Source organism: Pseudomonas sp. JL2 (genome assembly GCF_031570495.1).
In the GTDB taxonomy this organism is placed as follows: domain Bacteria; phylum Pseudomonadota; class Gammaproteobacteria; order Pseudomonadales; family Pseudomonadaceae; genus Aquipseudomonas; species Aquipseudomonas rhizophila.
On the sequence record NZ_JAKUDH010000004.1, the window covers coordinates 312,660 to 338,387 of the forward strand.

Below are 25,728 nucleotides of genomic sequence, written 5' to 3' on the forward strand. Positions count from 1 at the left end.
TGCATCGTGATCGCAACCCCGAAAGCCCCTGCTTTAGCGGGGGCGCAATACAACAGGCCCCGACAGCCCATGGCTGCCGGGGCCCTTGAGCATGAGCGCGGCGACGGGTGATCCCCTGTCGACGCGGTTCGCGGAGCATCTGTGCTCTGGATGCGTGGCGCCGGATACCCCCGGCAAACTGTGGTTCACAACAATAAAAAGGAACCAAAACCATGAGTCAAACACTGCTGTCCATCCTGGCCTTCGTGCCGCTGGTACTGGCGGGCGTGTTACTGATCGGCTTTCGCTGGCCAGCCAAATACGCCATGCCCGTGGTCTTCGTACTGACGGCGTTGATCGGCCTCGGGGCCTGGGACATGACGTTGAATCGGGTCCTGGCGTCCTCGCTGCAGGGCCTCGTCCTGACGGCGGCGATTCTGTGGATTGTTTTCGGTGCTATTCTGTTGCTCAACACCCTCAAGCATTCCGGCGGCATCAGCTCCATTCGCCGTGGCTTTGCCAATATCAGCCCGGACCGTCGGGTCCAGGCGCTGATCGTGGCCTGGCTGTTCGGCTGCTTCATCGAGGGCGCTTCGGGCTTTGGCACACCTGCGGCGGTAGTCGCGCCGTTGATGGTCGCGTTGGGCTTCCCGGCCATGGCCGCGGTGGTACTCGGCATGCTGGTGCAGTCCACGCCGGTGTCTTTTGGTGCCGTCGGTACGCCCATGGTGGTCGGGGTCACAGGCGGCCTTGACCAGACCGGTCTTGGCGCGCAACTGGCTGCTGTGGGCAGCAACTGGGACGTGTTCTTCCATTTGATCGTCTCGCGGGTGGCGATCATCCATGCCCTTTGCGGGATTCTCATGCCGCTGATCATGATCAGCATCATGACGCGCTTCTTCGGCAAGAACCAATCCTGGCGCGAAGGCCTGGTCATGGCACCGTTCGCGGTCTTCACCGGCCTCGCCTTCGTCATCCCTTACGCCGCCGCTGGGGTGTTTCTCGGTCCGGAATTCCCCTCGATGATTGGTGCCCTGGTGGGCCTGAGCATTGTGATCCCGGCTGCCAAAGCGCGCTTCCTGTTGCCCAAGACCACCTGGGATTTTGCCCCGGCCAGCGAGTGGCCAGCGGAGTGGATGGGCAAGATCGAGATGAAGCTCGACGACATGGCCGGCAAAAAAGCGATTTCCGTCCCCATGGCCTGGGCACCCTATGTGCTGCTGGCCGTGTTGTTGGTGCTGTCGCGCAACATTCCACCGCTCAAGGCCTGGCTGCTGTCCCTGAGCTTCGGGGCCAAAGACATTCTGGGGGAGACGGGCGTGTCCGCCAGCCTGGAACTGCTCTACCTGCCAGGTGGTTTGCTCTGCGTGGTTGCGCTGATGACATTCTTCTTGCACCGCATGCGCGCCAGCGAATTGGTAGCGGCCGTGAGCGAATCGAGTAAAACCTTGCTGGGCGCCGGTTTCGTGTTGATCTTCACCATCCCGATGGTGCGTATCCTGATCAACTCAGGGGTGAACGGATCGGACCTGGTGTCGATGCCGGTGGCAATGGCGCGTCTGGTCGCAGACAGTGTCGGCAGCGTGTACCCGTTCTTCGCCCCGGCGGTGGGCGCACTGGGCGCATTCATCGCCGGCTCCAACACCGTGTCCAACCTGATGCTGGCGCAGTTCCAGTTCAACACCGCGCAACTGTTGGGCATCTCCGGCGCGCTGATGGTGGCGTTGCAATCGGTAGGTGCGGCGGCCGGTAACATGATCGCCATCCACAACGTGGTGGCGGCGTCGGCGACAGTCGGCCTGCTGGGGCGCGAAGGCATCACCCTGCGCAAGACCATGCTGCCGACGCTGTACTACATCGTCCTGGCCGGTATCATCGGCATGATCGGCTTCTATCTGCTGGGTATCAGCGATCCGCTGACGAAGTCCTGAAACCTGCAGGCTGCCCGCCGATGGGGCGGGCAGCTTCGGTCAGGCGAGTCCGCCTGAGCTAAACCAGCGCATCTGTTGACAGGTGTAAATGAAAGCCCCTGATTCGTGATGGATCAGGGGCTTTGTAGTGTCTGGCGTTTTATAGAAGGGTACCCGCCGGCGCCGCATCCAGCCGCCTGGCAATCACATCCATCACGTCGCAACCGTCACGCAGCGGAATGCAGCAAAGCTGTGCCAAATCCTGAAGAGTCGCAGGGTCGACGCTCTGCTCATCGCGCATCGCAAAGTTCTCAAGGAACTGAGTAGCGGCACGGATTCGGTAGGCGGCTGCATCGAGCAGGATGTGTAGCGGGGCGCAAGTATCGACGTAGAGGGGTTGGTCGTCGGCGTTGCTGGTAAGGCTCATGTATTGGTTCATATCAATTCCCTGTGTTGGTGAAGGAATTGTGTCAATCGAGTCGCCAAACCCGGTCGCCATTTGGGCGACGCCCAGACTATAGGTGCCACCGCAAAAACTACGCAAGGGATTGATAGGGAAGGGGATTCCCAATCATTTGTAGGACGGTGCCTTGGTTGTATGTGTCTGGGCTACACGTCTTACAACTCAGCCCCTAATCGAAGCAATCGCTCCGGCTGCCTGGATCTGTGAAAGCAACTATGCCCGAGTCGGTTTGCGGTTTTTTCAGTCATCCGAGTCAGGAGAGGCCTGAGAATTGATTGGCTGTGCCCGGTACGTCTTGTAGATCTGCTGGACTTGCGGGTTGTCGAGGCTTGCGTAAGTGATGTCTTCCTTATCCAGGCCATCCAAGCCTCTGATGCCGTTGATCGTTTCTGGCCACTCATCACGACTGGATATTTCCATTATGAACGGCTTCAGATAGTGATCGAGATGCCCCTTGAAAGGCTCTCGAATTTCGTCGCTGAGTGCCCGCAGGTAGTCATCCTTGCTTGTATTTGACCAGTCGATGGCAAATTTGGCTCGATAGGAGAGTTCCATAAAGACCAATAGAATCGTGCGGCCGTTGCCGTCCAGGAAGGGGTGTGCGAAAGCCAGCTGGCCCATCACCTCGCCAGGGCGATCTCTAAAGCGCTTTGTATCGGCTGCCAGCTTCAGCGCATAGTCAACGGACATTTTGATGAGGTCCGGGCGCTCGAAGGCGGTGCTGCGGGGATCGTGGTGTGACCCCTTGAAGACTGCAAGGTGAGGTACAAGCTCGTACCTATCTTGCCCTGCCCACGGGTAAAAGCCCGAGAAGAGGATCTTGTGAACGTTGAGTACTGACTTGTAGTCGATGGGCCTTTTCTTCGCCAAATAGGCAAGGGCGTCTTCGATACTCGACTCAAACGAAAGATGTTCGGATTCTTTTACTTCAAGGGGATCCTTGAGCTGTAGCGAGTTTCGCAGATATCCAGCCGTTTCGAAGTCGCCAAACGGATCAAAACTCATGCGCTCAGTTTCTTGGAACGCCTCTTCTCTTGAAGATAGCGTCCTTGGAGCGTCAATATCTCAGATTTGCTCAGAATACCCTTTCTCTTTAGATTGACGAGCAACTGTTCAATTGCGTCGAGCGTGACGCCATCCCCAGCCAAGCGGGTGATAGTCACGGCCATACGACTGATGCCATCAATTTCAGTCGTGACCTTATGGGCTTTAGCAAGCCTACGGACCTGATTTGCGACGCTGTCAGCAGTTGTTTGGATCATCGGAAAGTCCTCTACTTACAGCCAAACCATAGCATGGAGTGGTTTTTCTGTCTTCACCGGCCGCCAAGCCAATATCAAACCGAATCCGCCATGTCGATTGCATTAATGTTGCCGAGGATCCGCCGGGCCCCGTCTCACTCACAACCGCTCGGAATTCATGTGGAAAGACACCGGCACAATTCGTGCGAGCGCCTTGGCGAGAGGTTTCCCAATCACATGTGGGATATTTCCGTAGCTCAATCAGCCAATTCCGCCATTCCACCCCCATTTACAGCCCTACACGTCCCACAATCCAATCGCGCATTCCCCTCCGGCGCGGGATAATACGGCCCGGCTTGGGGTCACAACCGCTTCCCCCTGATTGTATTGGCGGCTGAGAAGGATCGATCGCAATGACAGACTGGCTGCAAAGCTATGGAGAGATGGCTGAACGGGTGCGCGGCCACGATTGGGACGCCAGCCCGCTCGGGCCGCCGAAACAGTGGCCCGATGTGCTGAAGACCACCGTAGCGTTGAGCCTCGCCTCGCATTTCCCCCAGGCCATCGTGTGGGGGCCGGAACTGATCACGTTGTACAACGATGCCTTCGTGCCCATCCTCGGCAATAAACCCCAAGCGCTGGGTCGGCGGTTCGATGAGGTGTGGAAGGAAGTCTGGAGCGACATCGGCCCGATTGTGCGGGCGGCCTTCGAGGGGCAGGCGACTTATATCGAGAATTTCCCCCTGATCATCGAGCGTGGCGGCGGCCTGGAACAGGCGTATTTCACGTTCTGCTACAGCCCCATCCGTGATCAGTTCGGCAAGGTCGTGGGCATGCTGGACACCGTCACCGAGACCACTTCCACGGTGTTCATGACCCAGCGCCTGGCGGTGCTGGATGCCATTGGCAATGCCGTGGCGAATGCCACCGACCCGCAGGCCATCATGGCCACCACCACGCGAATTCTGGCGGCGCACCTGAACCTGTCCAATTGCGCCTATGCGGATATGGATGAGGACGAGGATGGCTTCACCATTCGCGGTGATTGGGCTCGGGCGGGGTCACCCAGTATTGTCGGGCATTACCGACTGGCGGATTTCGGTCGGCTGGCGGTTGCCAACCTGCGCGCTGGCAAACCCCTGGTGGTCAACGATAACCTCAAGGAGCTGGCGCCCGAGGAAGCGGCGACGTTCCAGGCGATCGGTATCGCCGCGACCATTTGCGTGCCGCTGATCAAGAACGGACGTTTGACCGCATTGATGGCCATCCACGACAAAACGCCGCGGGTCTGGTCCAGCAACGATCTGGCGCTGCTGATGGAAGTGACCGAACGATCCTGGGCTCACATCGAGCGGACCCGCGCGGACGCCGCCGTGCGTGAGGGGCTCGCGGCCCTGGCGGAACTGAACGCGACACTGGAGGAGCGGGTCGAGGAACGCACCACGCGCCTGAAACAGACCGAAGCGGCCCTGCGCCAGTCGCAGAAATTGGAAGCCATCGGCCAGCTCACCGGCGGGGTGGCCCACGACTTCAACAACCTGCTGACGATCATTCGTTCCTCCGTCGACTTTCTGCGCATGCCTAACCTCTCCGATGAGCGGCGCAACCGCTACATGACGGCGGTTTCCGAGACGGTGGAGCGTGCCGCCAAGCTGACCAGCCAGTTGCTCGCCTTCGCCCGGCGTCAGCCGTTGAAACCGCAAGTCATCGATGTGGGCAAGCAGGTGCAAAGCCTCGGCGACATGCTGCAGACCGTCACGGGGGCGCGGATTCAGGTCAAGGTCGAGCTGAGCGACCGGCCTTGTTACATCCGCGCTGACTTGAGCCAGTTTGAAACGGCGCTGATCAACATGGCCCTCAATGCCAGGGATGCCATGGATGGGCAAGGCACGTTGTCGCTGCGGCTCATTGGCGGTGCTGGCATGCCGCCGATCCGAGGTCACGCGGGAGCCGGGCAGTCTTTTGCCGCCATTGCCCTGGCGGACACCGGCACCGGTATTGCGGCAGAAGTCCTGGAGCAAATTTTCGAGCCGTTCTTTACCACCAAGGAAGTGGGCAAGGGCACCGGGCTGGGGTTGTCCCAGGTGTTCGGCTTTGCCAAACAGTCTGGCGGCAACGTGGATGTTTCGACCGTGGTCGGGGAGGGGACGGTGTTTACCTTGTACCTGCCGGAAGTCGAGCCCGAAGAGATTGATGAGCCCAACCGGGAGGAAACAACGCCCCTGCTGCTGGAAAAGGGCAAGCGTCGGGTGTTGATCGTGGAGGACAACCTGGAGGTCGGGCGTTTTGCCAATCAGATCCTGCAGGATCTGGGCTACGAAACGGCCTGGGCGACCAACGCCGAGGAGGCTCTGGACATGGTTGGCCCGGATGCGATGGCGTTCGACGCGGTATTTTCCGACGTCGTCATGCCCGGCATCAGCGGCATTGCCCTGGCCAAGGCACTGCGCCGGCGCCGCCCGGATCTGCCGGTGGTCCTGACGTCGGGTTATAGCGAGGAGCTGGCCCACCGTGGCCATGAAGATTTCGAGTTTCTATCCAAGCCCTATTCGGTCGATCAGGTTTCCCGGATCTTGAGCCGCGCGATGGCGGGGCGGATTGAATAAAGCGGTCCGTGGGCAAGTCACGCAGCTCCATTCGTCGGCCAGACGCTTGCCTGAATAATCAGTCCTTTGATGACCGACTAGTCTGAAAGTCGTGAAGGCCTATATTTTTCAGGCAACGGGTTGTTGCCGGTGTGGGCCTCGACGAAAAGGGGAAAGGCGATGGGAGCACCGTACAGCGAGGATAACGGAGCCGCATATCCGATCAATGAAGGTTTGCAGTGTGGGCAATCGGCCTATAGGGCGGACTTTGGCGACGAACCGATCAAATCCATCAGGACCAAGGTGTCCAAAGTGCCGCGAGGGGAAAAGGCCAAGTTCCTGCCCAGGGTCCCGGTCAGGAAGTAACGTTGCAACTCTACAATTCAGCCCTGTCATCGTGGCGAGGGAGCAAGCTCCCCGCCACGACACCATTCCAGCCTCTGGCATAAATATTTTTCATCTTTTTTCTCACGACGGTTTCTTTCACGTTTCTTTCACAAGCGGACGCGTAATCTTGGCTCATCCGTTAGAAAGCAGTAACCGCAGTACCTGCCCGTTTCCCCAGCGGGCTTTTTTTTGCCTGTCATAAAACTACCCCTCCGTTTGTTGTCCAAGTGACATGGCCCGACGCTATCTGGCGTAGACTGACGCCCGCGCGTACCGGCCATCTTTCCCCGATGCGGCATTCTTGAGGTTTCTATCATGCGTTTGACTTTATCCACCTTGGTGCTTGGGCTTGTGGTTGCTCAAGGCGCGATGGCTGCCGGTGACGGTACTGCTGCGGTTGGCGGTGGTCTGGGCGGTGCGTTGGGTAACGTAGTCGGCCAACAGATGGGCGGCAGCACAGGCGCGGCCATTGGCGCCGGTGTCGGTGGTGCAGCCGGCAGTGCGGTGGGGGCGCGTAAGGGCAGCCGTACGGAAGCGGCCATTGGCGGTGGTTTGGGGTCGGCCGGCGGTTCGATTGTCGGTAACAGCCTGGGCGGCTCGACGGGCTCCACCATCGGCGCAGGTATTGGTGGCGCGGCGGGTGGTGCATTGGGTAGCAACCTGTCCAATGACAACGATGGTCATTCGGGTGGTAAGAAGCACAAGCACAAACATAAGAACAAACATCGCTAAGCGCATGTTTGGATGAGAAAGACCCGGCCTGTGAGCCGGGTTTTTTGTTCGCCATGGGTTTGCGGTTTATCTGCTCACAGGGTTGTCTGGCCACAGGGCTGTCCGGCGTTTTCTTTACCGGGTTATTTACCCGGAACGTTTCCCCTCTGCGCACCTCGAACTCATACATCCATCAGCAATTGCGAGGTGCGTCATGACGCCGGAAACCGAAGGTACGGAAGAAAAAGGCCCGTCGGGCGTTCCTTTCGTCAATGATCCGGGCAATGAAGACCCCGGCTCGCTGATGGACGATGCCCAGGTGCCCTTGATCGAGGGTGAAGAGGTGGAAGACGCTGAGATCGAGGACGAGTCCTACGATTGAAGTCGCTCAAGCTGACCGCCCGTGTTCTCAAAACTGCATGACGTGTTGTCCCGTCATCAGGAGGTTGCCATGACTGCCGATTCGCCTGTCCCTGACGACGATGAAACCCCGGAATACCCGCTGCCCTCGCCAACCGACTCGCTGAGCCGGGACCAGCGCCCGCCTGACGACGACGCCGGGGTAGAGCAGGTGCCGAGTGAGGATGAGGATATCGAGGCGAGCCCGGACGATCCGGACATTGCCGGTAACGACGCCTCCGGCGAACCGAGCTGATTGCCGGTTCCGCCCGTCGATTTATCGGCACCATCGGCCATTCACGATTGCCACACATCAGGTAGGTAACCTTAAAAAGGGAGACTCACCATGATGAAATCAAATGTGACCGCGCTGACCCTGGCCGGGATTCTGTCGGTCAGCTCCATGGCGGTTTTCGCCCAGTCTTCGGGCGGCAATCCCCCCGTAGATAAGGGCGGGATGCCACCTTCCACCGAGATGGAAGCCGGCACGCCATCGGGCACGGGAGGCGCTTTGCCGCCGGGTTCCGTGGAGGGCGGTAATGGCAGCGACGCCAGTGGCAGCAGCACCAGTCCCGGTACGGGCAGCGGCTCAATGAGCGGCGGCAGTTCCATGGGGGGCGATGCCTCCAGCAGTGGAACCGGGGCCGGAACCAGCGACAGCGGTGGTAGCTCCGATGACGGCGGTTCGAGTGGTTCCAGCCAATAACGCATTGCTCATCATCTGAACCTGATCCTTGTTGCGGCGAGGGGGCAAGTGCCCTCGCTGCAACAGTCGCCCACACAGATTTCCCGTTGCCTGTGCCAAGCCACTCTCGTTATCCTGCTGAATCCTTTAAGGTGAACACGTTGCTCTGGCCAAACCTGAGCCATCTCTGGAACCTTGTGATAACGGATCAGATGCGATGAAAGCACCGCTGCAAGAGCTTGGCCCGATCAAAGCTGTGATATTCGACATGGATGGGCTGTTGCTGGACACCGAGGGCATTTACACCGAGGTGACCTCCATCATCGCCGAGCGTTACGGGCGCACGTTTGATTGGAGCGTCAAGCAGAACATCATCGGACGTGGGGCCGGGGATCTGGCCCGCTATGTCGTTCAGGCGCTGGAGTTGCCGATCACCCCGGAAGAATTCCTGGTGATCCGCGAGCCCTTGATGCGCGAACGCTTTCCGCACGCCCTGGCAATGCCCGGCGCTGAAGAGCTGGTGCGGCATTTGAAGGCCCATGACGTTCCGATTGCGGTGGGCACCAGTTCGTCGAGCCAGTCGTTTGCACTGAAAACCACGCTGCACCGAGACTGGTTCGCGTTGTTCGATTTCATCGTCACAGCGGATGATCCGGAGGTCGGCGCGGCGAAACCGGCACCGGATATATTCCTCACTGCCGCCCGACGCCTGGGCGTTGCACCCCGCGATTGCCTGGTGTTCGAAGATTCACCGTTCGGGGTGACTGCGGCGAAAGCGGCGGGAATGACTGCCATTGCCATTCCGGATTCGGCCATGGCCGACGAAAAATACGCCCATGCCGACGCGATCATTCGTTCCCTGAAGATCTTCCAGCCAGGCCTGTGCGGTTTGCCAGAGCTGGAGTGGGCCTGACGACACATCGCGGCACAACAGAACGCCGTTCATGGTATTACCCATGAACGGCGTTTTTTTATGGCCTGGATCAGGCGCCGAACCCCCCATCGCGAGCAGGCTCGCTCCCACATTGGTTTTGTGGCGACCGCACATGTTGCGACCACCCAAAATCCCTGTGGGAGCGAGCCTGCTCGCGATGGAGGCGATGTGATTCAGAACTGTGAATTCACCGCCCAAACCGCCCCGGCCAGCCAATAATGGTCTTGGGCCGAGGCGTGGCATAGGTGCGCACTTTCGAGGTGGACAAGCCCAACCGCACCAGGGCTTCGGCAATGGTCACCGCCGCCGTCACGCCATCGACCACTGGCACCCCGGTGCGCTGGCGGATCTGCTCATCGAGCCCGGCCATGCCGCCGCAACCCAGGCAGATCACTTCGGCCTTGTCCTGACTGACTGCCAGTTCTGCCTGCTGCACGATGGCTTCCACCGCCCGTTGCGGATCTTGCTCAAGCTCCAGCACTGCCAGGCCACTGGCGCGTACCGAGGCGCAGCGATCGAACAGGCCGGAGAGCTTTAGGCGGTCCTCGATCAGCGGCACGGTGCGGTCCAGGGTGGTGACCACCGAATAGGCGTGGCCCAGGAACATCGCGGTGCTGGCGCCCGCGTCGGTGATGTCCACCACCGGTACATTGAGCAGTTCCTGCAAGCCTTCGCGCCCATGTTCGCCGTAACCGGCCTGGATCACCGCATCAAACGGCTGATCGTAGGCCATCACCCGATCCATCACCGCGATGGCGGCCAGGTAGCTTTCGAAATTGCCTTCGATGGAGTCGGCGCCGAAGTACGGCGTGAGCCCGACGATCTCGGTGCCCGGCGCGGCCACGGCCTGGGCTTGTTGGGTGATGGCCCGGGTGATGGATTCGGTGGTGTTGACGTTGACCACAAGAATTCGCATGAGCTGTCCTCCTTAACGCAGAGTAAATAAGCGGCCCGCACCGGGCGGGCCGTTTTGAATCATCAATGACTGACGTTATCCACGGCGATGGACTCACCGCTGACGTCTTCGTAAAAGGGCTGGCGCTTGGCGATGATCAGGTACAGCAGCCCTGCAATCGAAGCGCCAATCAGCCAGGAGAACGGGGAAACGCTGTCGAAACCGGGCACCAGCGCCAGGACAATCGCGATCAGCGCTGCGGGAATAAACGCCGCCACGGCACGCAGATTGACCCCGTTGCTGTAGTAATACGCACCATTAGGGTCTTCGCTGTACAACTGCGGCACGTTGATACAACCTTTTCGCAACAGCCAGTAGTCGACCATGATGACGCCGTACAAGGGCCCGAGCAGGGCGCCGAGGCCGGAAAGGAAATACACAATCACCAGCGGGCTGTTGTAGAGATTCCACGGCAGAATCAGCACGGCAATGGCGGCGCTGATCAACCCGGCGCGGCGGAAGGTCAGGTACTTGGGCGCCAGGTTGCTGAGCACAAAGGCTGGGGCGACGAAATTAGCCATGATGTTCACCGCCACCGTGACAATCAAAAATGCCAGGCAGCCAAGCACCAGGAAAAAGGTGTTGGGGATCGAGGCGATGACTTGGGTCGGGCTTTCGATGATTTGCCCGTTGATCTGGAACTGCGCACCGCAGAGCAGGATGGTAATCCCGGCAAACACCAGAATATTGACCGGCAGCCCCCAGAAATTGCCCACGACGATGGTCCGGCGACACGGCGAGGAGCGAGCGAAGTCGCAGAAGTTGAGCACCAGCGTGCCGTAGATCGCCAGCCACAACGCGCCGCCGGCAAAGATGTTGCGCCACATTTCGCCACCGGTCAGTGGCTCGCGAATCGACCAGGCGATGTTTGCACCAGCCTGGGTGTACATCCAGCCGGCCAGCGCTGCGACAGTGACCAGAATCACCGGTCCGGCAAAACCTTCGTAACGGCGCACCATTTCCATGCCGTAGGCCAGGATCATCAGTTGCACGAACCAGATCGCCACGAAACACACCCAGCCCAGGCTCGACAGGCCCAGGATCGCGTCGCGGTCGTAGTCGGCGAAGCCTGGGTGTATCGCGATCAGCAGCACGCGCAAAACCACGGACGCCAGATAGGTCTGAATGCCAAACCAGGCGATGGCGATGACGGCCCTGATCAATGCAGGAATCTGCGCGCCGTGAATACCGAAACTGATCCGGCTGATCACCGGGAACGGTACCCCGGTTTTCTGCCCCATGTAGCCGGACAGATTCATAAAGCCGTAGACCAACGCTGCGCCGATCCCCAGGGACAACAGAATCTGCCAGCCACCGAGGCCCAAGGCATACAGGCCAATGGCAAAGGAATAGTTGGCGATGTTGTGTACGTCGTTGGTCCACAGGGCAAAGATGCTGTAGCGACCCCAGCGCCGCCCCTCGGCCTTGGTCGGCGCCAGGTCCTTGTTGTGCAGTCTTGGACTCAAGGTCAGCGTGGCGGCGGGTGCGCCATCAACGGCAGTGGGTGAGGAGGGCAGATCCAGCGCAATGTTATTGGAGAGACTTGTACGCATTCCGGCAGGCTCCTGATTCTCGATGCCGCGATGACTGTGCATGAGCGAAGGGCTCGACAAATCTTCGTCGCGGCGAGGTGAGCATCATTGGTTACGGGGCATCTGCAGCCTGTACGGGATAGGGCGCTTCAGGCTTGCGGATCTAAAAGTGTGTGTATGTTTTATTTAGGTTGTATACAAAACACTTGTCGACTAAAGCCAGATTTATGCCAGTTTCTTAACTAATCCCTGGGCACCTAATTTCCTTTTGTTATGTGGATTTAGTAAGTGACTGAAAAATCGCCGTTATAAATTGACCGTTTGAACAGGTATTTATTTTTTAGGCTGGGCGTTGAAAAGGAGGGGGATAGCAGGAGGGGGAACCAGCGTGTAACTTTTCAGGGCATTGGAGGAGTAACTGCACACAAAAATGGCACCTGAGGTGACATTTTTGTGTACAGGACAGGGGCGGCTCTACAGCGCCTTGGTTTTAGTGATGATATTGCCGGCGTGCAGCCCGCATTCTTTCTGCGTGGCTTCTTCCCACCACCAGCGGCCTTCGCGTTCGTGCTGGTTCGGCAGCACCGGGCGGGTGCAGGGTTCGCAGCCGATGCTGATGAAGCCGCGTTCATGCAGGCTGTTGTAGGGCAATTCCAGCATGCGGATGTAGCCCCAGACTTCTTCGCTGGTCATCTGCGACAGCGGGTTGAATTTGTACAGGGTGCGTTCTGGAGTGGAAAATGCCGTGTCGATTTCCAGTGCGGCCACCTGGCTGCGGGTGCCGGGGCTCTGATCGCGACGCTGGCCGGTGGCCCAGGCGCGGACATCGGACAGCTTGCGCCGCAGCGGTTCGATCTTGCGAATGCCGCAGCACTCACCGTGACCGTCCTTGTAGAAGCTGAACAGGCCTTTTTCCTTCACGAAAGGCTCGAGTTTCGCAGGGTCCGGCGAGATCAGTTCGATATCGATCTTGTAGTGTTCGCGCACCTGTTCGATGAACCGATAGGTTTCCGGGTGCAGGCGACCGGTGTCGAGGCTGAACACCTTGACGTTCTTGTTCAGCTTCCAGGCCATGTCCACCAGCACCACGTCTTCGGCGCCGCTGAAAGATATCCACAGGTCATCGCCGAATTCGGCGAAGGCCAGTTTGAGGATGTCCTGTGGGGACTTGTTGGCATAGGTCGTGGCGAGTTCCACGACGTCAAACGATGGGCTCATCAGGGCGGCTTCCTACAGGTCGGTGGCGCTGGGCGCTCTATATGGGGCTGATGGTAACAAAAGCTGTCGGGGCTGGCGCGCTCCTGTGCGTTGCGCAGGCATCGGCGAATGGCTAGAGTCGGCAGTCCTTTTGTTCGCTCAACCGATAAACATCAAAAAAATGGGAGTGTCTTGTGGAAATTGCCTGTCTCGACCTGGAAGGTGTGCTGGTCCCGGAAATCTGGATCGCCTTCGCTGAAAAAACCGGTATTGAATCCCTCAGGGCGACCACGCGGGACATTCCCGACTACGACGTGTTGATGAAACAACGGTTGCGCATCCTCGATGAGCATGGCCTCAAGCTCTCCGATATTCAGGAAGTCATCGCCACCCTCAAGCCGCTGGACGGCGCCATCGAGTTCGTCGACTGGCTGCGCGAGCGTTTCCAGGTGGTGATTCTTTCCGACACCTTCTACGAATTCTCCCAACCCCTGATGCGCCAGCTGGGTTTCCCGACGTTGCTCTGCCATCGTCTGATTACCGATGACAGCGGACGGGTAACCGGATACCAGCTGCGTCAGAAAGATCCCAAGCGCCAGTCGGTATTGGCCTTCAAGAGCCTGTACTACCGGGTGATTGCGGCGGGGGATTCCTACAATGACACCACGATGCTGGGTGAAGCCGATGCCGGGATTCTGTTCCATGCGCCGGACAATGTGATTCAAGAGTTCCCGCAGTTCCCGGCGGTGCACAGTTTTGCTGAGTTGAAGCAGGAGTTCATCAAGGCTTCGAACCGTAATCTAAGCTTGTAAACCCAATCCCCCTGGGGGAGCGAGCCTGCTCGCGATAGCGTTGGTCAGCAGCATTTGAGCCAACTGGCACACCGCTATCGCGAGCAGGCTCGCTCCCACAGGGTTCTGGGCCTGGTCAGGGGCTTGCCCACGATGCTTTTAAAGGTTCTGCAAAGTTTCGAGCAACACCCGCACCTTGGTAATCGACTCCTGATACTCCGCCTGCCAATCCGAATCCGCGACAATCCCGCCGCCGCCCCAGCAACACACCTGTCCATCCTTGACCAGCAAGCTGCGGATGGCGATGGAACTGTCCATCTCTCCGCGTACGTCCAGGTACAGCAACGAGCCGCAATACAGCCCGCGGCGGGTCGGTTCGAGTTCGTCGATGATCTGCATGGCGCGGATTTTCGGTGCGCCGGTGATCGAGCCGCCGGGGAAGCTGCCCGCGATCAAGTCCAGCGCATCCTTGGCGTCGGCCAGCTCGCCGGTCACGCTGCTGACCAGATGGTGGACGTTGGGGTAGCTTTCCAGGCTGAACAACTCCGGCACGCGCACCGAGCCGATGCGGCAGGTACGGCCCAGGTCGTTGCGCAGCAGATCGACAATCATCAGGTTTTCCGCCCGGTCCTTGGGGCTGGCCAGCAACTCGGCGGCGTGTGCGGCGTCTTCGTCAGGGGTTGCGCCGCGTGGACGGGTGCCCTTGATCGGACGGGTCTCCACATGACCTTCGCTGACCTTGACGAAACGCTCGGGTGACAGACTCAGCACCGCGCCGCCGTCGGGCAAGCTCTGGAAGCCGGAAAACGGCGTCGGGCAAGCCGCCCGCAGCGCCTGATAGGCGGCCCAGGCATCGCCTTGGCACGGGGCGCGGAAGCGCTGGGCAAAGTTGACCTGGTAGCAGTCGCCGGCCTGGATATACGCCTGGATCCGCTCGAAGGCCAGTCGATAGGCATCGCTATTGAGGTCGGGCGCCATGGGCGCTTCGAGGCTGAAGGCGGTCACAGGCGCTGAGGTCGGCTGGTTGAAGAGCGCAATCAGGCGTTGGCGTTCGCTGTCGGCGCAGTGAGGGTGAAACACCAACTGGCTGGTTCCGGCCTGATGATCGGTGACCAGCGCCCAGTCGTACACACCGAACCGCGCGTCGGGTAGGTGCAGATCGTCTTTGGCGTGGGACGGCAGGGTTTCGAGATGTCGGCCGAAGTCGTAGCTCAGGTAGCCGATCAGGCCGCCAGCGAAAGGCAATTGCACCGAGGCCGGCAGTACAGCTCGCCCCAGTTGCGTCAGATGAATACGCAAGCGTTGCAGGAAATCGGCACCGCTCTCATCTGACAGCACCGCCAACTGCTCCAGCGGCCAGGCACTGAGCAAATCATAACGCCCGCGTTCGGCACTCGGCCGGCCGCTGTCGAGCAACACACTGCCCGGGGCATGGCGGATCACCGCGAAATACTCGGCGGGGTTGGCGCGGTAAGGCAGCGGGTGTACAGAGCAGGTTGACATGGGCGGGGTGGGTCAGCCGTTCAGGCGGGGTGGCGATTGTAATCCCTCTGTAGGATTTGCTCCTAGAGGGATGTCGGAGATGAGTAAGTATGGGGCCATCGAAACATTTGGCTGTGAACACCTTGTGGTGAGGGGATAAGTCCCCTCGCCACAGGGGGGGATTCAACCCTCAACCGGCGGAATATGCCCAAACAACTCCTGGGCAAACGCCACGCGTTCCTCGACGGTTTCCACCACGCCACGGGCCTTGAGTTCTTCCAGGCGGGCTTCCACCGCGTGGGTGCGCAGGGTCAGGCCGCAGTCGTTGGCGATCTGGATGTTCAGCCCCGGTCGGGCGTTGAGCTCCAGGATCAACGGACCTTTTTCCTGGTCCAGCACCATGTCCACGCCGATGTAGCCCAGCCCGCACAGTTCATAGCAACCGGCGGCCAGTTTCATGAAGCCGTCCCAGTAGGGCAGCTGCACGCCGTCCACCGCGTTGGTGGTGTCAGGGTGTTTGGTGATGATGTTGTTCAGCCAGGTACCGCGCAGGGTCAGGCCGGTGGCAAGGTCGACACCCACGCCGATGGCGCCCTGGTGCAGGTTGGCCTTGCCGCCGGACTGGCGGGTCGGCAAGCGCAGCATGGCCATCACCGGATAGCCCATCAGGACGATGATGCGAATGTCCGGTACGCCTTCATAGCTGATGCTCTTGAAGATCTGGTCCGGGGTCACGCGATATTCGATCAGCGCCCGGTCCCGGTGGCCACCCAAGGAGTAGAGACCGGTAAGGATGCTGGACACATGGTGTTCGATTTCTTCATGGCTGATGATCTTGCCGGACACCGTGCGATAGCGGCCCTCGAAGCGGTCGGCAATGACGATGATGCCGTCGCCACCCGCGCCCTGGGCCGGCTTGATCACGAAGTCGGTGCGCCCGCCGATGATCTCGTCGAGCTTGTCGATTTCCTTCTCGGTGGAGATCACCCCGTATAGCTCCGGTACATGGATGCCGGCAGCGATGGCCCGTTCCTTGGTGATGATCTTGTCATCGACGATCGGGTACAGGCTGCGCTTGTTGTATTTGAGCACATAGTCGGCGTTACGCCGATTGATGCCCATGATGCCCCGGGCCTCCAGGGCCTTCCAGGTCTTCCACAGGCCGAACATTATGAGTCAGCCTTGACGAAGGCCTTGAACCGTACCAGCTCGGTCAGGCGGTAGCCGCGGTAGCGACCCATGGCCAGCATGAAACCTACCAGAATCAGCAGGATGGCCGGGAAGGTGAACACGAAGTACACCAGCTCCGGCACGCTCATGATCAGGTGCGCCAGGGCGGCGGCGAACAGGGTGCCGATGGCCACCTTCATGGCGTGGCTGGCGCCGCGTTCTTCCCAGGTAATGGACAGGCGTTCGATGGTCATGGTCAGAATCACCATCGGGAACAGCGCGACCGACAGCCCGCGTTCCAGGCCCAGCTTGTGGCTGAACAGGCTGATGGCGGCGATCAGCACCACCACGAACGTCAGCACCACCGAAAGCCTTGGCAGCATTTGCAGCTTGAGATGTTCCAGATAGGAGCGCAGGGACAGGCCCAGCGTCGTGATCACCGTGAACAGGATGATGCCGAAGCCCAGCTGGGTTTCGCGGAAGGCCAGGGCGATCAACACCGGTGTGAACGTGCCCAGGGTCTGCAGGCCGATCAGGTTGCGCAGCACCAGAATCACCAGCACGCCGATCGGGATCATCACCATGATCATGAACGTCTGCTGGGTTTGCAGCGGCAGGCCGTAGAGCGAGTATTCGAGGAAGTTGGCGTCGGTGTTTTCGTCCGTCAGCTTGGCCAGGCGAATGGCGTTCATTTCGCTGTTGTTCATGGTGAAGGTGACGGTGGCTTTTTTGCCGCCATCGACGGTGATCAGGTTTTCATCACCGGTCCACCACAGCAGACGGTCGCTGGGCAGGCCCCGCTCAGCGGTATCAGGGTTGAAATACAGCCAGTCGGTGCCGTTGAAACTGCGCAGCCACAGTTCAGGCGACTGCGGTTGGTCGGCAACCAGGCGGATGGTATGGACCTTCTCCACCGGCACGTGGGCGATAGACAGCACCAGTTCGACGACTCTGGCCTTGCTGGCTATGGACGGATCGCCAGCCAGCAGCAACTTGACGTTGTCGTCGTTGGGGTTGTTGACCCGTTTGATCGCTTCACTGATGAAGGTCTCGACGTCGGCCGAGTGCTGGCGGATCGGCGCGAGCAGGGCTTCGGCGGCCAGCTTCTCGGGGCCCTCGACGGCGATGCTGTCGCGGAAGGTCGGGCCCTTGATCTTGGATTTTTCCGAGGTGTAGCGCTTGGTCAGCACCAGGCGGTAGTACAGGGTCTGGTTGCCCTTGGCCCGACGGGCCGACCACGTGACCTTGCGGTTCCCGTCCACCCGGTTCACCGCCACACCGTAGTTATTGGAAATGAAGCTCTCGTTGAGGCTGACGTAGTCCATGCTCAGCGGCGGCACGAACATCTGGATCTTCACCGGATCCTTGGCATTGGGGACGAACTCGATCTTGGCGTCGATGTTCCACAAGTCGTCGGTGGCGTCTTCGGTCACCGGGATGCCGAGCACGAAAATCTGATAGGCCGTCACCGACAGGCCCAGCACCACCAGGATGGCGATCAGCATTTTCAAATGGAGGGTAAGAGAGCGCATTGGAATTACTCTGCGGTTTGAGCGGCATTGGCGCAGGCGGGTTTGCCGGCAGCGTATTTGAGACTGGGGTCGACCAGCGCGTCGAAGCGTTTGAGGGCTTCGGAGCCGATCAGTAGCGGGTATTGGAAAGCGCTGCGGTCGGTGAGGTTCACTTCGATGCTGCGCAGGGCCGAGCCCATGCAGATGTCCAGCTCGATGACCGGCCGAGCCGTGTAGTTCTTGCCTTCTTCGGGGTCATAGTCACCGGCGCGGCGTTTGATCTTGCTGACCCGGGCCAGCGGACGTTCGATAGGGTGCGAATGCGCCGCGTCGATGGCCAGGTAAAAACGCACCCAGGATTCGCCATCGCGTTTGAAGCGCTTGATGTCCCGGGCGCTGAGCGAAGCGGTTTTGGCCCCGGTGTCCAACTTGGCGGCAACCTCCAGGTCGATGCCCTGCAGGGCGGCGTATTCATTGAGGCCGTACACGGTCTTTTCACCCGCCAGGACAAGCCCCGGCAGGCACGTGAAACAAAGGACAGCAGTTAAGGGCTTGAGTGTCATAAATCCTGATGCACAGTGTTCCGTTCGTCGGTTCAGGCCCTGGCATTGCTGCACAAGCTCCCTGGGTTGCCTTCTCTTAATAGATGCAGAGCGGCAAATTGCGGCGGCATTCTAGCACGGTGGTTTTCTGACGCCACCGCCGCCCGGACGCAACCGCTTATCCGACGCACTTGGTTATGGAGGAGGCCCTTATTAGACAATTGTCGACAATATCTAATTTTACTTTGACGAAAGCGCAGTGATTGGTTAGTTTTTGCCTTATAGATTTATAAGGTGTCGACAATATGCTCGATCAGCTCGAATCACCGGTCTTGGCCCAAGAGGAATCGGAAACCCTTTCCGAGAACGTCTTCCGGCGTATCCAGGCCGCAATCGTGCGAGGCGATATCGCGCCTGGCAGCAAGATCTCCGAGCCCGAACTGGCACGCACCTACGGCATCAGCCGCGGCCCGCTGCGCGAGGCCATCCATCGCCTGGAAGGCCAGCGCCTGCTGGTGCGGGTGCCTCACGTGGGCGCCAGGGTGGTATCCCTGAGCCACGCCGAGTTGCTGGAACTCTATGAAATCCGCGAGTCCCTGGAAGGCATGGCCTGCCGACTGGCGGCCGAGCGCATGACCCTGGAAGAAATCGACGAGCTGCGCCGGGTCCTGGAAACCCATGAGCGCGACGCGGCGTTCCAGGCCGGTGTCGGCTATTACCAGCAGGAAGGCGACTTCGATTTCCATTACCGGATCATCCAGGGCAGCGGCAACCGCACCCTGACGCAAATGCTCTGCGGCGAGCTGTATCAGTTGGTGCGCATGTACCGCATCCAGTTTTCCACCACGCCCAACCGTCCGCGCCAGGCCTTTGCCGAGCACCACAGGATTCTCGATGCCATCGCCGACCGTGACGGTGAACTGGCTGAATTATTGATGCGCCGGCACATCGGCGCTTCCAAACGCAACATCGCGCGTCATTTCCAGGACAGCGCCGCCACTGAACGAGGTGAGTCATGAGCAACAGCACTCCAGGCCAGCGTTTTCGCGATGCGGTCGCCAACGAGCATCCGCTGCAAGTGGTGGGCACGATCAACGCCAACCACGCGCTGCTGGCCAAACGCGCCGGTTTCAAGGCGATCTACCTGTCGGGCGGCGGCGTGGCGGCCGGCTCCCTCGGCGTGCCAGACCTGGGCATCACCGGCCTGGATGACGTGCTGACCGATGTGCGCCGTATCACCGACGTCTGCGACCTGCCGTTGCTGGTGGACGTGGATACCGGGTTTGGCTCCTCGGCGTTCAATGTGGCCCGCACGGTCAAGTCGATGATCAAGTTCGGCGCGGCGGCCATTCATATTGAAGACCAGGTCGGCGCCAAGCGTTGCGGCCACCGTCCGAACAAAGAGATCGTCTCGCAACAAGAAATGGTCGACCGCATCAAAGCCGCCGTCGACGCGCGCACCGATGACAGCTTCGTGATCATGGCCCGTACCGACGCCCTGGCCGTGGAGGGCTTGGAATCGGCCCTGGACCGCGCCGCCGCGTGCATCGAGGCCGGTGCCGACATGATCTTTCCGGAAGCCATCACCGAACTTGAGATGTACAAGCTGTTCGCCAGCCGCGTGAAAGCGCCGATTCTGGCCAACATCACTGAATTCGGCGCGACACCGCTGTACACCACCGAACAACTGGCGGGCGCCGACGTGTCCCTGGTGCTGTACCCCCTGTCGGCCTTCCGCGCCATGAACAAAGCGGCCGAGAACGTCTATACCGCAATCCGCCGCGACGGTACGCAACAGAACGTCATCGACACCATGCAGACTCGCATGGAGCTTTACGATCGCATCGACTACCACACCTTCGAGCAAAAGCTCGATGCGTTGTTCGCGGCAAAAAAATGAACAGAGCGCAGCCTCTACAAATCTAAAAAATGGAGACAGCAAATGGCCGAAGCAAAAGTACTCAGTGGCGCCGGGCTCCGTGGCCAGGTGGCCGGGCAAACCGCATTGTCCACCGTAGGCCAGTCAGGTGCCGGCCTGACCTATCGCGGTTACGACGTCCGCGAACTGGCGGCTGACGCGCAATTTGAAGAAGTGGCTTACCTGCTGCTGTACGGCGAGCTGCCGACCCAGGCGCAACTGGACGCCTACACAGGCAAACTGAGCCAATTGCGGGACTTGCCCCAGGCCTTGAAAGAGGTGTTGGAGCGCATTCCCGCCGACGCCCACCCAATGGACGTGATGCGCACCGGCTGCTCGTTCCTGGGCAACCTGGAACCGGAGCTGAATTTCTCCGAACAGCATGACAAGACCGACCGCCTGTTGGCCGCGTTCCCGGCGATCATGTGCTACTGGTATCGCTTCAGCCACGAAGGCCAGCGCATCGAGTGTGTGACCGACGAGACCTCCATCGGCGGCCATTTCCTGCACCTGTTGCATGGCAAGAAGCCGAGCGAGCTGCACGTCAAGGTGATGAACGTCTCGCTGATTCTGTATGCCGAGCACGAGTTCAACGCCTCGACCTTCACGGCACGGGTGTGTGCCTCGACCCTGTCTGACCTGTTTTCCTGCATCACCGCCGCCATCGGTTCGCTGCGCGGCCCGTTGCATGGTGGGGCCAACGAAGCGGCGATGGAGATGATCCAACGCTTCCAGTCGCCGGAGGAGGCGATCAAGGGCACCCTCGGGATGCTCGAGCGCAAGGACAAGATCATGGGCTTCGGCCACGCGATCTATAAGGACAACGACCCGCGCAACGAGGTGATCAAGGGTTGGTCGAAAAAACTCGCCGACGAGGTGGGTGACACGGTGTTGTTCCCGGTTTCCGAGGCCATCGACAAGACCATGTGGGAGCAGAAAAAACTGTTCCCCAACGCCGACTTCTACCATGCCTCGGCGTACCACTTCATGGGCATTCCGACCAAGCTGTTCACGCCGATCTTCGTTTGCTCGCGCCTGACCGGCTGGGCCGCCCACGTCTACGAACAACGTGCCAACAACCGCATCATCCGACCGAGCGCCGAATACACCGGCGTCGAACAGCGCAAGTTCGTGCCAATCGAACAACGCTGAACTGGAGGGTTTTAGCCGCCGGAACTGATTACCCCGAAACCCTGTGGGAGCGAGCTTGCTCGCGATTGCGTACTGATATTCAACATTAATGTGGACGGATACACCGCTATCGCGAGCAAGCTCGCTCCCACAGTGGCCGGGGGGGCTTTGAGGCTGGCGTCAACCTTCTGAAACCACCGTGACCCGAGTGCTGACGATGAACACAGAATTTCGCAAACCGCTGCCCGGCACTTCGCTGGATTATTTCGACGTTCGCGGGGCCGTGGATGCCATCCGGCCTGGCGCTTACGATGGCCTGCCGTATACCTCCAGGGTGCTGGCGGAAAACCTGGTGCGTCGCTGCGATCCGGCGACGCTGGGCGAGTCGCTGCTGCAACTGATCGAGCGCAAGCGCGATCTGGACTTCCCATGGTTTCCGGCCCGGGTAGTGTGCCATGACATCCTTGGCCAGACCGCCCTGGTAGACCTGGCCGGCCTGCGCGACGCCATTGCCCTGCAGGGCGGCGATCCGGCGCAGGTCAATCCGGTGGTGCCGACCCAACTGATCGTCGACCACTCCCTGGCGGTGGAAAGCGGCGGTTCCGACCCCCAGGCGTTCGCCAAGAACCGCGCCATCGAAGACCGGCGCAACGAAGACCGCTTTCACTTCATCAACTGGACCAAGAAAGCCTTCAAGAACGTCGACGTGATTCCGCCGGGCAACGGCATCATGCACCAGATCAACCTGGAAAAAATGTCACCGGTGATCCAGCAGCGTGACGGCGTGGCGTTCCCCGATACCTGCGTGGGCACTGACAGCCACACCCCCCACGTCGATGCCTTGGGTGTGATCGCCATCGGCGTTGGCGGCCTGGAAGCCGAAAGCGTGATGCTGGGACGTGCCTCATGGATGCGCCTGCCGGAAATCATTGGCGTCGAGCTGACCGGCAAGCTGCAACCGGGCATCACCGCCACCGACATGGTGTTGGCGCTGACCGAATTCCTGCGCAAACAAAAAGTCGTCGGTGCCTGGCTGGAGTTTTTCGGTGAAGGCGCCAGCGCCCTGACCTTGGGCGACCGCGCGACCATTTCCAACATGGCTCCGGAATACGGCGCCACGGCGGCGATGTTCTACATCGACCAACAGACTATCGATTACCTGAAGCTCACCGGCCGCGAAGACCAGCAGGTTCAACTGGTCGAGACCTACGCCAAGCAGGCAGGCCTGTGGGCCGACACGCTCAAGGGCGCGCAATACGAGCGCGGCTTGACCTTTGATCTGTCGTCGGTGGTGCGCAACATGGCAGGTCCCAGCAACCCCCACGCCCGCGTCGCGGTGTCGGATCTGGCCGCCAAAGGTATCTCCGGTCAGTGGGACGATGTGCCCGGGCAAATGCCCGACGGCGCGGTGATCATCGCCGCCATCACCAGTTGCACCAACACCAGCAACCCGCGCAACGTGATCGCTGCCGGCCTGCTGGCGCGCAACGCCAACCGCCTGGGCCTGACCCGCAAGCCATGGGTCAAGTCGTCCCTGGCGCCGGGGTCGAAAACCGTGGCGCTGTACCTGGATGAAGCCGGTCTGACCAAAGAGCTGGAACAATTGGGTTTTGGTGTCGTGGCCTTCGCCTGCACCACCTGCAATGGCATGTCCGGTGCGCTGGACCCACTGATCCAGCAGGAAATCATCGACCGCGACTTGTACGCCACCGCTGTGTTATCGGGCAACCGCAACTTCGATGGGCGCATCCATCCGTACGCCAAACAGGCGTTCCTTGCCTCGCCGCCGCTGGTGGTGGCCTATGCCATCGCCGGGACCATCCGCTTCGACATCGAGAAGGATGTGCTGGGCGTGGTGGACGGTCGCGAGATCCGCCTCAAGGACATCTGGCCGAGCGACGAAGAAATCGATGCGGTGGTCAAGGCCTCGGTGAAGCCGGAGCAGTTCCGTCAGGTGTACATCCCGATGTTCGCCATCCAGGAGGACACCGGGCCAAAAGTGACGCCGCTGTATGACTGGCGCCCGCAAAGCACCTATATCCGTCGCCCGCCGTATTGGGAAGGAGCGCTGGCCGGTGCGCGGCCGCTCAAGGGCATGCGTCCGCTGGCGGTGCTGCCGGACAACATCACCACCGACCACCTGTCGCCGTCCAACGCCATCATGCTCGACAGTGCCGCTGGCGAATACCTGGCGAAAATGGGCCTGCCGGAAGAAGATTTCAACTCTTACGCAACCCATCGGGGCGACCATTTGACCGCCCAGCGTGCGACCTTCGCCAACCCGAAACTGTTCAACGAGATGGTCCAGGAAAACGGCAAGGTCAAGCAGGGTTCTCTGGCCCGGGTCGAGCCGGAAGGCCAGGTCATGCGCATGTGGGAAGCCATCGAAACCTACATGGAGCGCAAGCAGCCGCTGATCATCATCGCCGGTGCCGACTACGGCCAGGGTTCGTCCCGGGACTGGGCGGCCAAGGGCGTGCGTCTGGCCGGTGTCGAGGCGATTGCCGCTGAAGGTTTCGAGCGTATCCACCGCACCAATCTGGTGGGGATGGGGGTGTTGCCGCTGGAGTTCCAGCCGGGCACCGATCGCAAGACCCTGGGCATCGACGGCAGCGAGGTCTATGACGTGATCGGCGAGCGCACCCCGCGTGCGACGCTGACCCTGGTCATCACCCGCAAGAACGGCGAGCGCGTCGAAGTGCCGGTGACCTGCCGTCTCGATACCGCCGAAGAAGTGTCGATCTACGAAGCCGGCGGCGTATTGCAGCGCTTTGCCCAGGATTTCCTGGAATCGGCGGTTGCCGTCTAAATCACAGCTGCGGGCACCCTTGCGGGCCCGCTTGAGGAGCATCATGGCTCACGCACCGCAAATCAGAATCCCCGCCACTTACATGCGTGGTGGCACCAGCAAAGGCGTGTTCTTCAGCTTGCAGGACCTGCCCGAAGCGGCCCGCGTTCCCGGCTCGGTCCGGGATGCTTTACTGCTGCGAGTGATCGGCAGCCCCGATCCATACGAGAAGCAGATCGATGGCATGGGCGGCGCGACGTCGAGCACCAGCAAGACCGTGATCCTGTCCAAGAGCACCCGAGCCGATCACGATGTCGATTACCTGTTCGGCCAAGTGTCCATCGACAAGCCGTTCGTGGACTGGAGCGGCAACTGCGGCAACCTGTCGGCGGCGGTCGGTTCATTCGCCATCAGCAGTGGTTTGGTGGACGCCAGTCGCATCCCACAAAACGGCGTGGCCGTGGTGCGGATCTGGCAAGCCAATATCAGCAAGACCATCATCGCCCATGTGCCGATCACCGACGGCGCGGTGCAGGAAACCGGTGACTTCGAGCTCGACGGCGTGACCTTTCCGGCGGCTGAAGTGCAACTGGAATTCATGGACCCGGCGGCCGAGGAGGAGGGCGGTGGTGGCTCGATGTTTCCCACCGGCAACCTGGTGGACGACCTTGAGGTGCCTGGTGTTGGTACCTTCAAGGCGACCCTGATCAACGCCGGCATCCCGACGATCTTCATCAATGCCCGGGACGTTGGTTATACCGGCACCGAATTGCAGGGCGCCATCAATGGCGATCCCAAGGCCCTGGCCATGTTCGAAACCATCCGTGCCCACGGCGCCTTGCGCATGGGCCTGATTCAGCATCTGGACGAAGCCGCCCAGCGCCAGCACACGCCGAAGGTGGCGTTTGTCGCACCGCCGGCGGACTACCTCTCCTCCAGCGGTAAAGCCGTGACGACGCGGGACGTCGACTTGCTGGTGCGAGCACTGTCCATGGGCAAACTGCACCACGCGATGATGGGCACCGCGGCGGTCGCCATCGGCACGGCGGCGGCGATCAGCGGCACGCTGGTGAACCTGGCGGCCGGCGGCATCGACCGCACCGCTGTGCGCTTCGGCCATCCCTCCGGCACCCTGCGCGTCGGCGCTGAGGCCAGCCAGGTCAATGGCGAATGGACCGTGAAAAAAGCCATCATGAGCCGCAGCGCGCGGGTATTGATGGAAGGGTTTGTGCGGGTACCGGGGGATGTTCTGAACTGACACTTGACCCAGGCAAACCCGTGGTGAACGCGGCGTCTGCGAGCATCCGCGATCAAAACTGTGGGAGCGAGCCTGCTCGCGATAGCGATGGTACAGCCCGCAAAGAGGTTGGATGTGCCGGCCTCATCGCGAGCAGGCTCGCTCCCACAGTGGATTTGT

The 25,728-nt window shown here is 60.4% G+C and carries 23 protein-coding genes; 13 read left to right on the forward strand and 10 right to left on the reverse strand.

The genetic code is table 11. The features are described 5' to 3' along the window. The first annotated feature begins 212 nt into the window (after window positions 1–212). Window positions 213–1,910 (forward strand): L-lactate permease, encoded by a 1,698-nt coding sequence (locus tag MKS85_RS08850; protein WP_188252067.1) that lies wholly within the window; start codon window positions 213–215, stop codon window positions 1,908–1,910. 139 nt (window positions 1,911–2,049) lie between these two features. Here the strand turns inward: MKS85_RS08850 and MKS85_RS08855 are convergent, their stop codons facing one another. The 3 genes from MKS85_RS08855 to MKS85_RS08865 all read right to left on the reverse strand — a co-directional run bounded on the left by MKS85_RS08855 (window position 2,050) and on the right by MKS85_RS08865 (window position 3,614). Further along, window positions 2,050–2,328: a short-chain dehydrogenase gene (locus MKS85_RS08855; protein WP_139049490.1), complete on the reverse strand. Its 279-nt coding sequence runs from the start codon at window positions 2,326–2,328 to the stop codon at window positions 2,050–2,052. A 264-nt stretch (window positions 2,329–2,592) separates the two neighbouring features. Then, complete coding sequence (locus MKS85_RS08860; RefSeq protein ID WP_188252068.1) at window positions 2,593–3,357, reverse strand: Fic family protein; 765 nt, start codon at window positions 3,355–3,357, stop codon at window positions 2,593–2,595. Next, window positions 3,354–3,614 carry a hypothetical protein gene (locus MKS85_RS08865; RefSeq protein WP_139049492.1) on the reverse strand — a complete coding sequence of 87 codons (261 nt, stop codon included), beginning with the start codon at window positions 3,612–3,614 and terminating at the stop codon, window positions 3,354–3,356. The genes MKS85_RS08860 and MKS85_RS08865 overlap by 4 nt, the downstream gene beginning before the upstream one ends. Before the next feature lie 392 nt (window positions 3,615–4,006). On the opposite strand from MKS85_RS08865, the gene MKS85_RS08870 reads away from it, so the two are divergent. The 6 genes from MKS85_RS08870 (at window position 4,007) to MKS85_RS08900 (ending at window position 9,273) form a co-directional block, all read left to right on the forward strand. After that, the gene (locus tag MKS85_RS08870; RefSeq protein ID WP_310662816.1) at window positions 4,007–6,199 is read left to right on the forward strand and encodes a response regulator; all 2,193 of its coding nucleotides are present in this window, start codon (window positions 4,007–4,009) and stop codon (window positions 6,197–6,199) included. Between the two features lie 681 nt (window positions 6,200–6,880). Next, window positions 6,881–7,297, forward strand: coding sequence for a glycine zipper domain-containing protein (locus MKS85_RS08880; protein ID WP_047228264.1), 417 nt, complete (start codon window positions 6,881–6,883; stop codon window positions 7,295–7,297). 193 nt (window positions 7,298–7,490) lie between these two features. Then, window positions 7,491–7,658, forward strand: coding sequence for a hypothetical protein (locus MKS85_RS08885; protein ID WP_171061338.1), 168 nt, complete (start codon window positions 7,491–7,493; stop codon window positions 7,656–7,658). Window positions 7,659–7,727: 69 nt separating this feature from the next. Continuing rightward, the gene (locus MKS85_RS08890; protein ID WP_076383858.1) at window positions 7,728–7,931 is read left to right on the forward strand and encodes a hypothetical protein; all 204 of its coding nucleotides are present in this window, start codon (window positions 7,728–7,730) and stop codon (window positions 7,929–7,931) included. A gap of 90 nt (window positions 7,932–8,021) precedes the next feature. Continuing rightward, window positions 8,022–8,381, forward strand: coding sequence for a hypothetical protein (locus MKS85_RS08895; protein WP_139049495.1), 360 nt, complete (start codon window positions 8,022–8,024; stop codon window positions 8,379–8,381). Window positions 8,382–8,577: 196 nt separating this feature from the next. Further along, window positions 8,578–9,273, forward strand: coding sequence for an HAD-IA family hydrolase (locus MKS85_RS08900; protein ID WP_047228267.1), 696 nt, complete (start codon window positions 8,578–8,580; stop codon window positions 9,271–9,273). A 208-nt stretch (window positions 9,274–9,481) separates the two neighbouring features. Here the strand turns inward: MKS85_RS08900 and MKS85_RS08905 are convergent, their stop codons facing one another. The 3 genes from MKS85_RS08905 to MKS85_RS08915 form a co-directional block, all read right to left on the reverse strand. Beyond that, window positions 9,482–10,210: an aspartate/glutamate racemase family protein gene (locus tag MKS85_RS08905; RefSeq protein ID WP_139049496.1), complete on the reverse strand. Its 729-nt coding sequence runs from the start codon at window positions 10,208–10,210 to the stop codon at window positions 9,482–9,484. Window positions 10,211–10,272: 62 nt separating this feature from the next. Next, a complete protein-coding gene (locus tag MKS85_RS08910) occupies window positions 10,273–11,802 on the reverse strand; it encodes an NCS1 family nucleobase:cation symporter-1 (RefSeq protein ID WP_139049497.1) in 1,530 nt (509 codons plus the stop codon). Between the two features lie 453 nt (window positions 11,803–12,255). Then, complete coding sequence (locus tag MKS85_RS08915) at window positions 12,256–12,999, reverse strand: phosphoadenylyl-sulfate reductase (protein ID WP_139049498.1); 744 nt, start codon at window positions 12,997–12,999, stop codon at window positions 12,256–12,258. Window positions 13,000–13,172: 173 nt separating this feature from the next. On the opposite strand from MKS85_RS08915, the gene thrH reads away from it, so the two are divergent. Then, complete coding sequence (gene thrH, locus MKS85_RS08920; protein WP_047228272.1) at window positions 13,173–13,790, forward strand: bifunctional phosphoserine phosphatase/homoserine phosphotransferase ThrH; 618 nt, start codon at window positions 13,173–13,175, stop codon at window positions 13,788–13,790. Between the two features lie 138 nt (window positions 13,791–13,928). Here the strand turns inward: thrH and pabB are convergent, their stop codons facing one another. The 4 genes from pabB to MKS85_RS08940 form a co-directional block, all read right to left on the reverse strand. Further along, window positions 13,929–15,272 carry an aminodeoxychorismate synthase component I gene (gene pabB, locus MKS85_RS08925; RefSeq protein ID WP_188252070.1) on the reverse strand — a complete coding sequence of 448 codons (1,344 nt, stop codon included), beginning with the start codon at window positions 15,270–15,272 and terminating at the stop codon, window positions 13,929–13,931. A 162-nt stretch (window positions 15,273–15,434) separates the two neighbouring features. Continuing rightward, the gene (locus MKS85_RS08930) at window positions 15,435–16,421 is read right to left on the reverse strand and encodes an alpha-L-glutamate ligase-like protein (RefSeq protein WP_047228274.1); all 987 of its coding nucleotides are present in this window, start codon (window positions 16,419–16,421) and stop codon (window positions 15,435–15,437) included. After that, window positions 16,421–17,953, reverse strand: a complete 1,533-nt coding sequence (locus MKS85_RS08935) for an inactive transglutaminase family protein (RefSeq protein ID WP_047228275.1) — start codon at window positions 17,951–17,953, stop codon at window positions 16,421–16,423. The genes MKS85_RS08930 and MKS85_RS08935 overlap by 1 nt, the downstream gene beginning before the upstream one ends. A gap of 5 nt (window positions 17,954–17,958) precedes the next feature. After that, the gene (locus MKS85_RS08940) at window positions 17,959–18,495 is read right to left on the reverse strand and encodes an ATP-dependent zinc protease (RefSeq protein WP_047228276.1); all 537 of its coding nucleotides are present in this window, start codon (window positions 18,493–18,495) and stop codon (window positions 17,959–17,961) included. 284 nt (window positions 18,496–18,779) lie between these two features. Between MKS85_RS08940 and MKS85_RS08945 the strand changes: the two genes are divergently transcribed. The 5 genes from MKS85_RS08945 to prpF all read left to right on the forward strand — a co-directional run bounded on the left by MKS85_RS08945 (window position 18,780) and on the right by prpF (window position 25,569). After that, window positions 18,780–19,493, forward strand: coding sequence for a GntR family transcriptional regulator (locus tag MKS85_RS08945; RefSeq protein WP_139049499.1), 714 nt, complete (start codon window positions 18,780–18,782; stop codon window positions 19,491–19,493). Then, the gene (prpB, locus tag MKS85_RS08950; protein WP_047228278.1) at window positions 19,490–20,374 is read left to right on the forward strand and encodes a methylisocitrate lyase; all 885 of its coding nucleotides are present in this window, start codon (window positions 19,490–19,492) and stop codon (window positions 20,372–20,374) included. Before MKS85_RS08945 ends, prpB begins: the two co-directional genes overlap by 4 nt. A gap of 42 nt (window positions 20,375–20,416) precedes the next feature. Continuing rightward, window positions 20,417–21,544: a 2-methylcitrate synthase gene (gene prpC, locus MKS85_RS08955; protein WP_047228279.1), complete on the forward strand. Its 1,128-nt coding sequence runs from the start codon at window positions 20,417–20,419 to the stop codon at window positions 21,542–21,544. Between the two features lie 196 nt (window positions 21,545–21,740). Beyond that, complete coding sequence (acnD, locus tag MKS85_RS08960; RefSeq protein ID WP_107322048.1) at window positions 21,741–24,332, forward strand: Fe/S-dependent 2-methylisocitrate dehydratase AcnD; 2,592 nt, start codon at window positions 21,741–21,743, stop codon at window positions 24,330–24,332. Window positions 24,333–24,375: 43 nt separating this feature from the next. Continuing rightward, the gene (prpF, locus tag MKS85_RS08965; protein WP_076383863.1) at window positions 24,376–25,569 is read left to right on the forward strand and encodes a 2-methylaconitate cis-trans isomerase PrpF; all 1,194 of its coding nucleotides are present in this window, start codon (window positions 24,376–24,378) and stop codon (window positions 25,567–25,569) included. Window positions 25,570–25,728 lie beyond the last annotated feature (159 nt).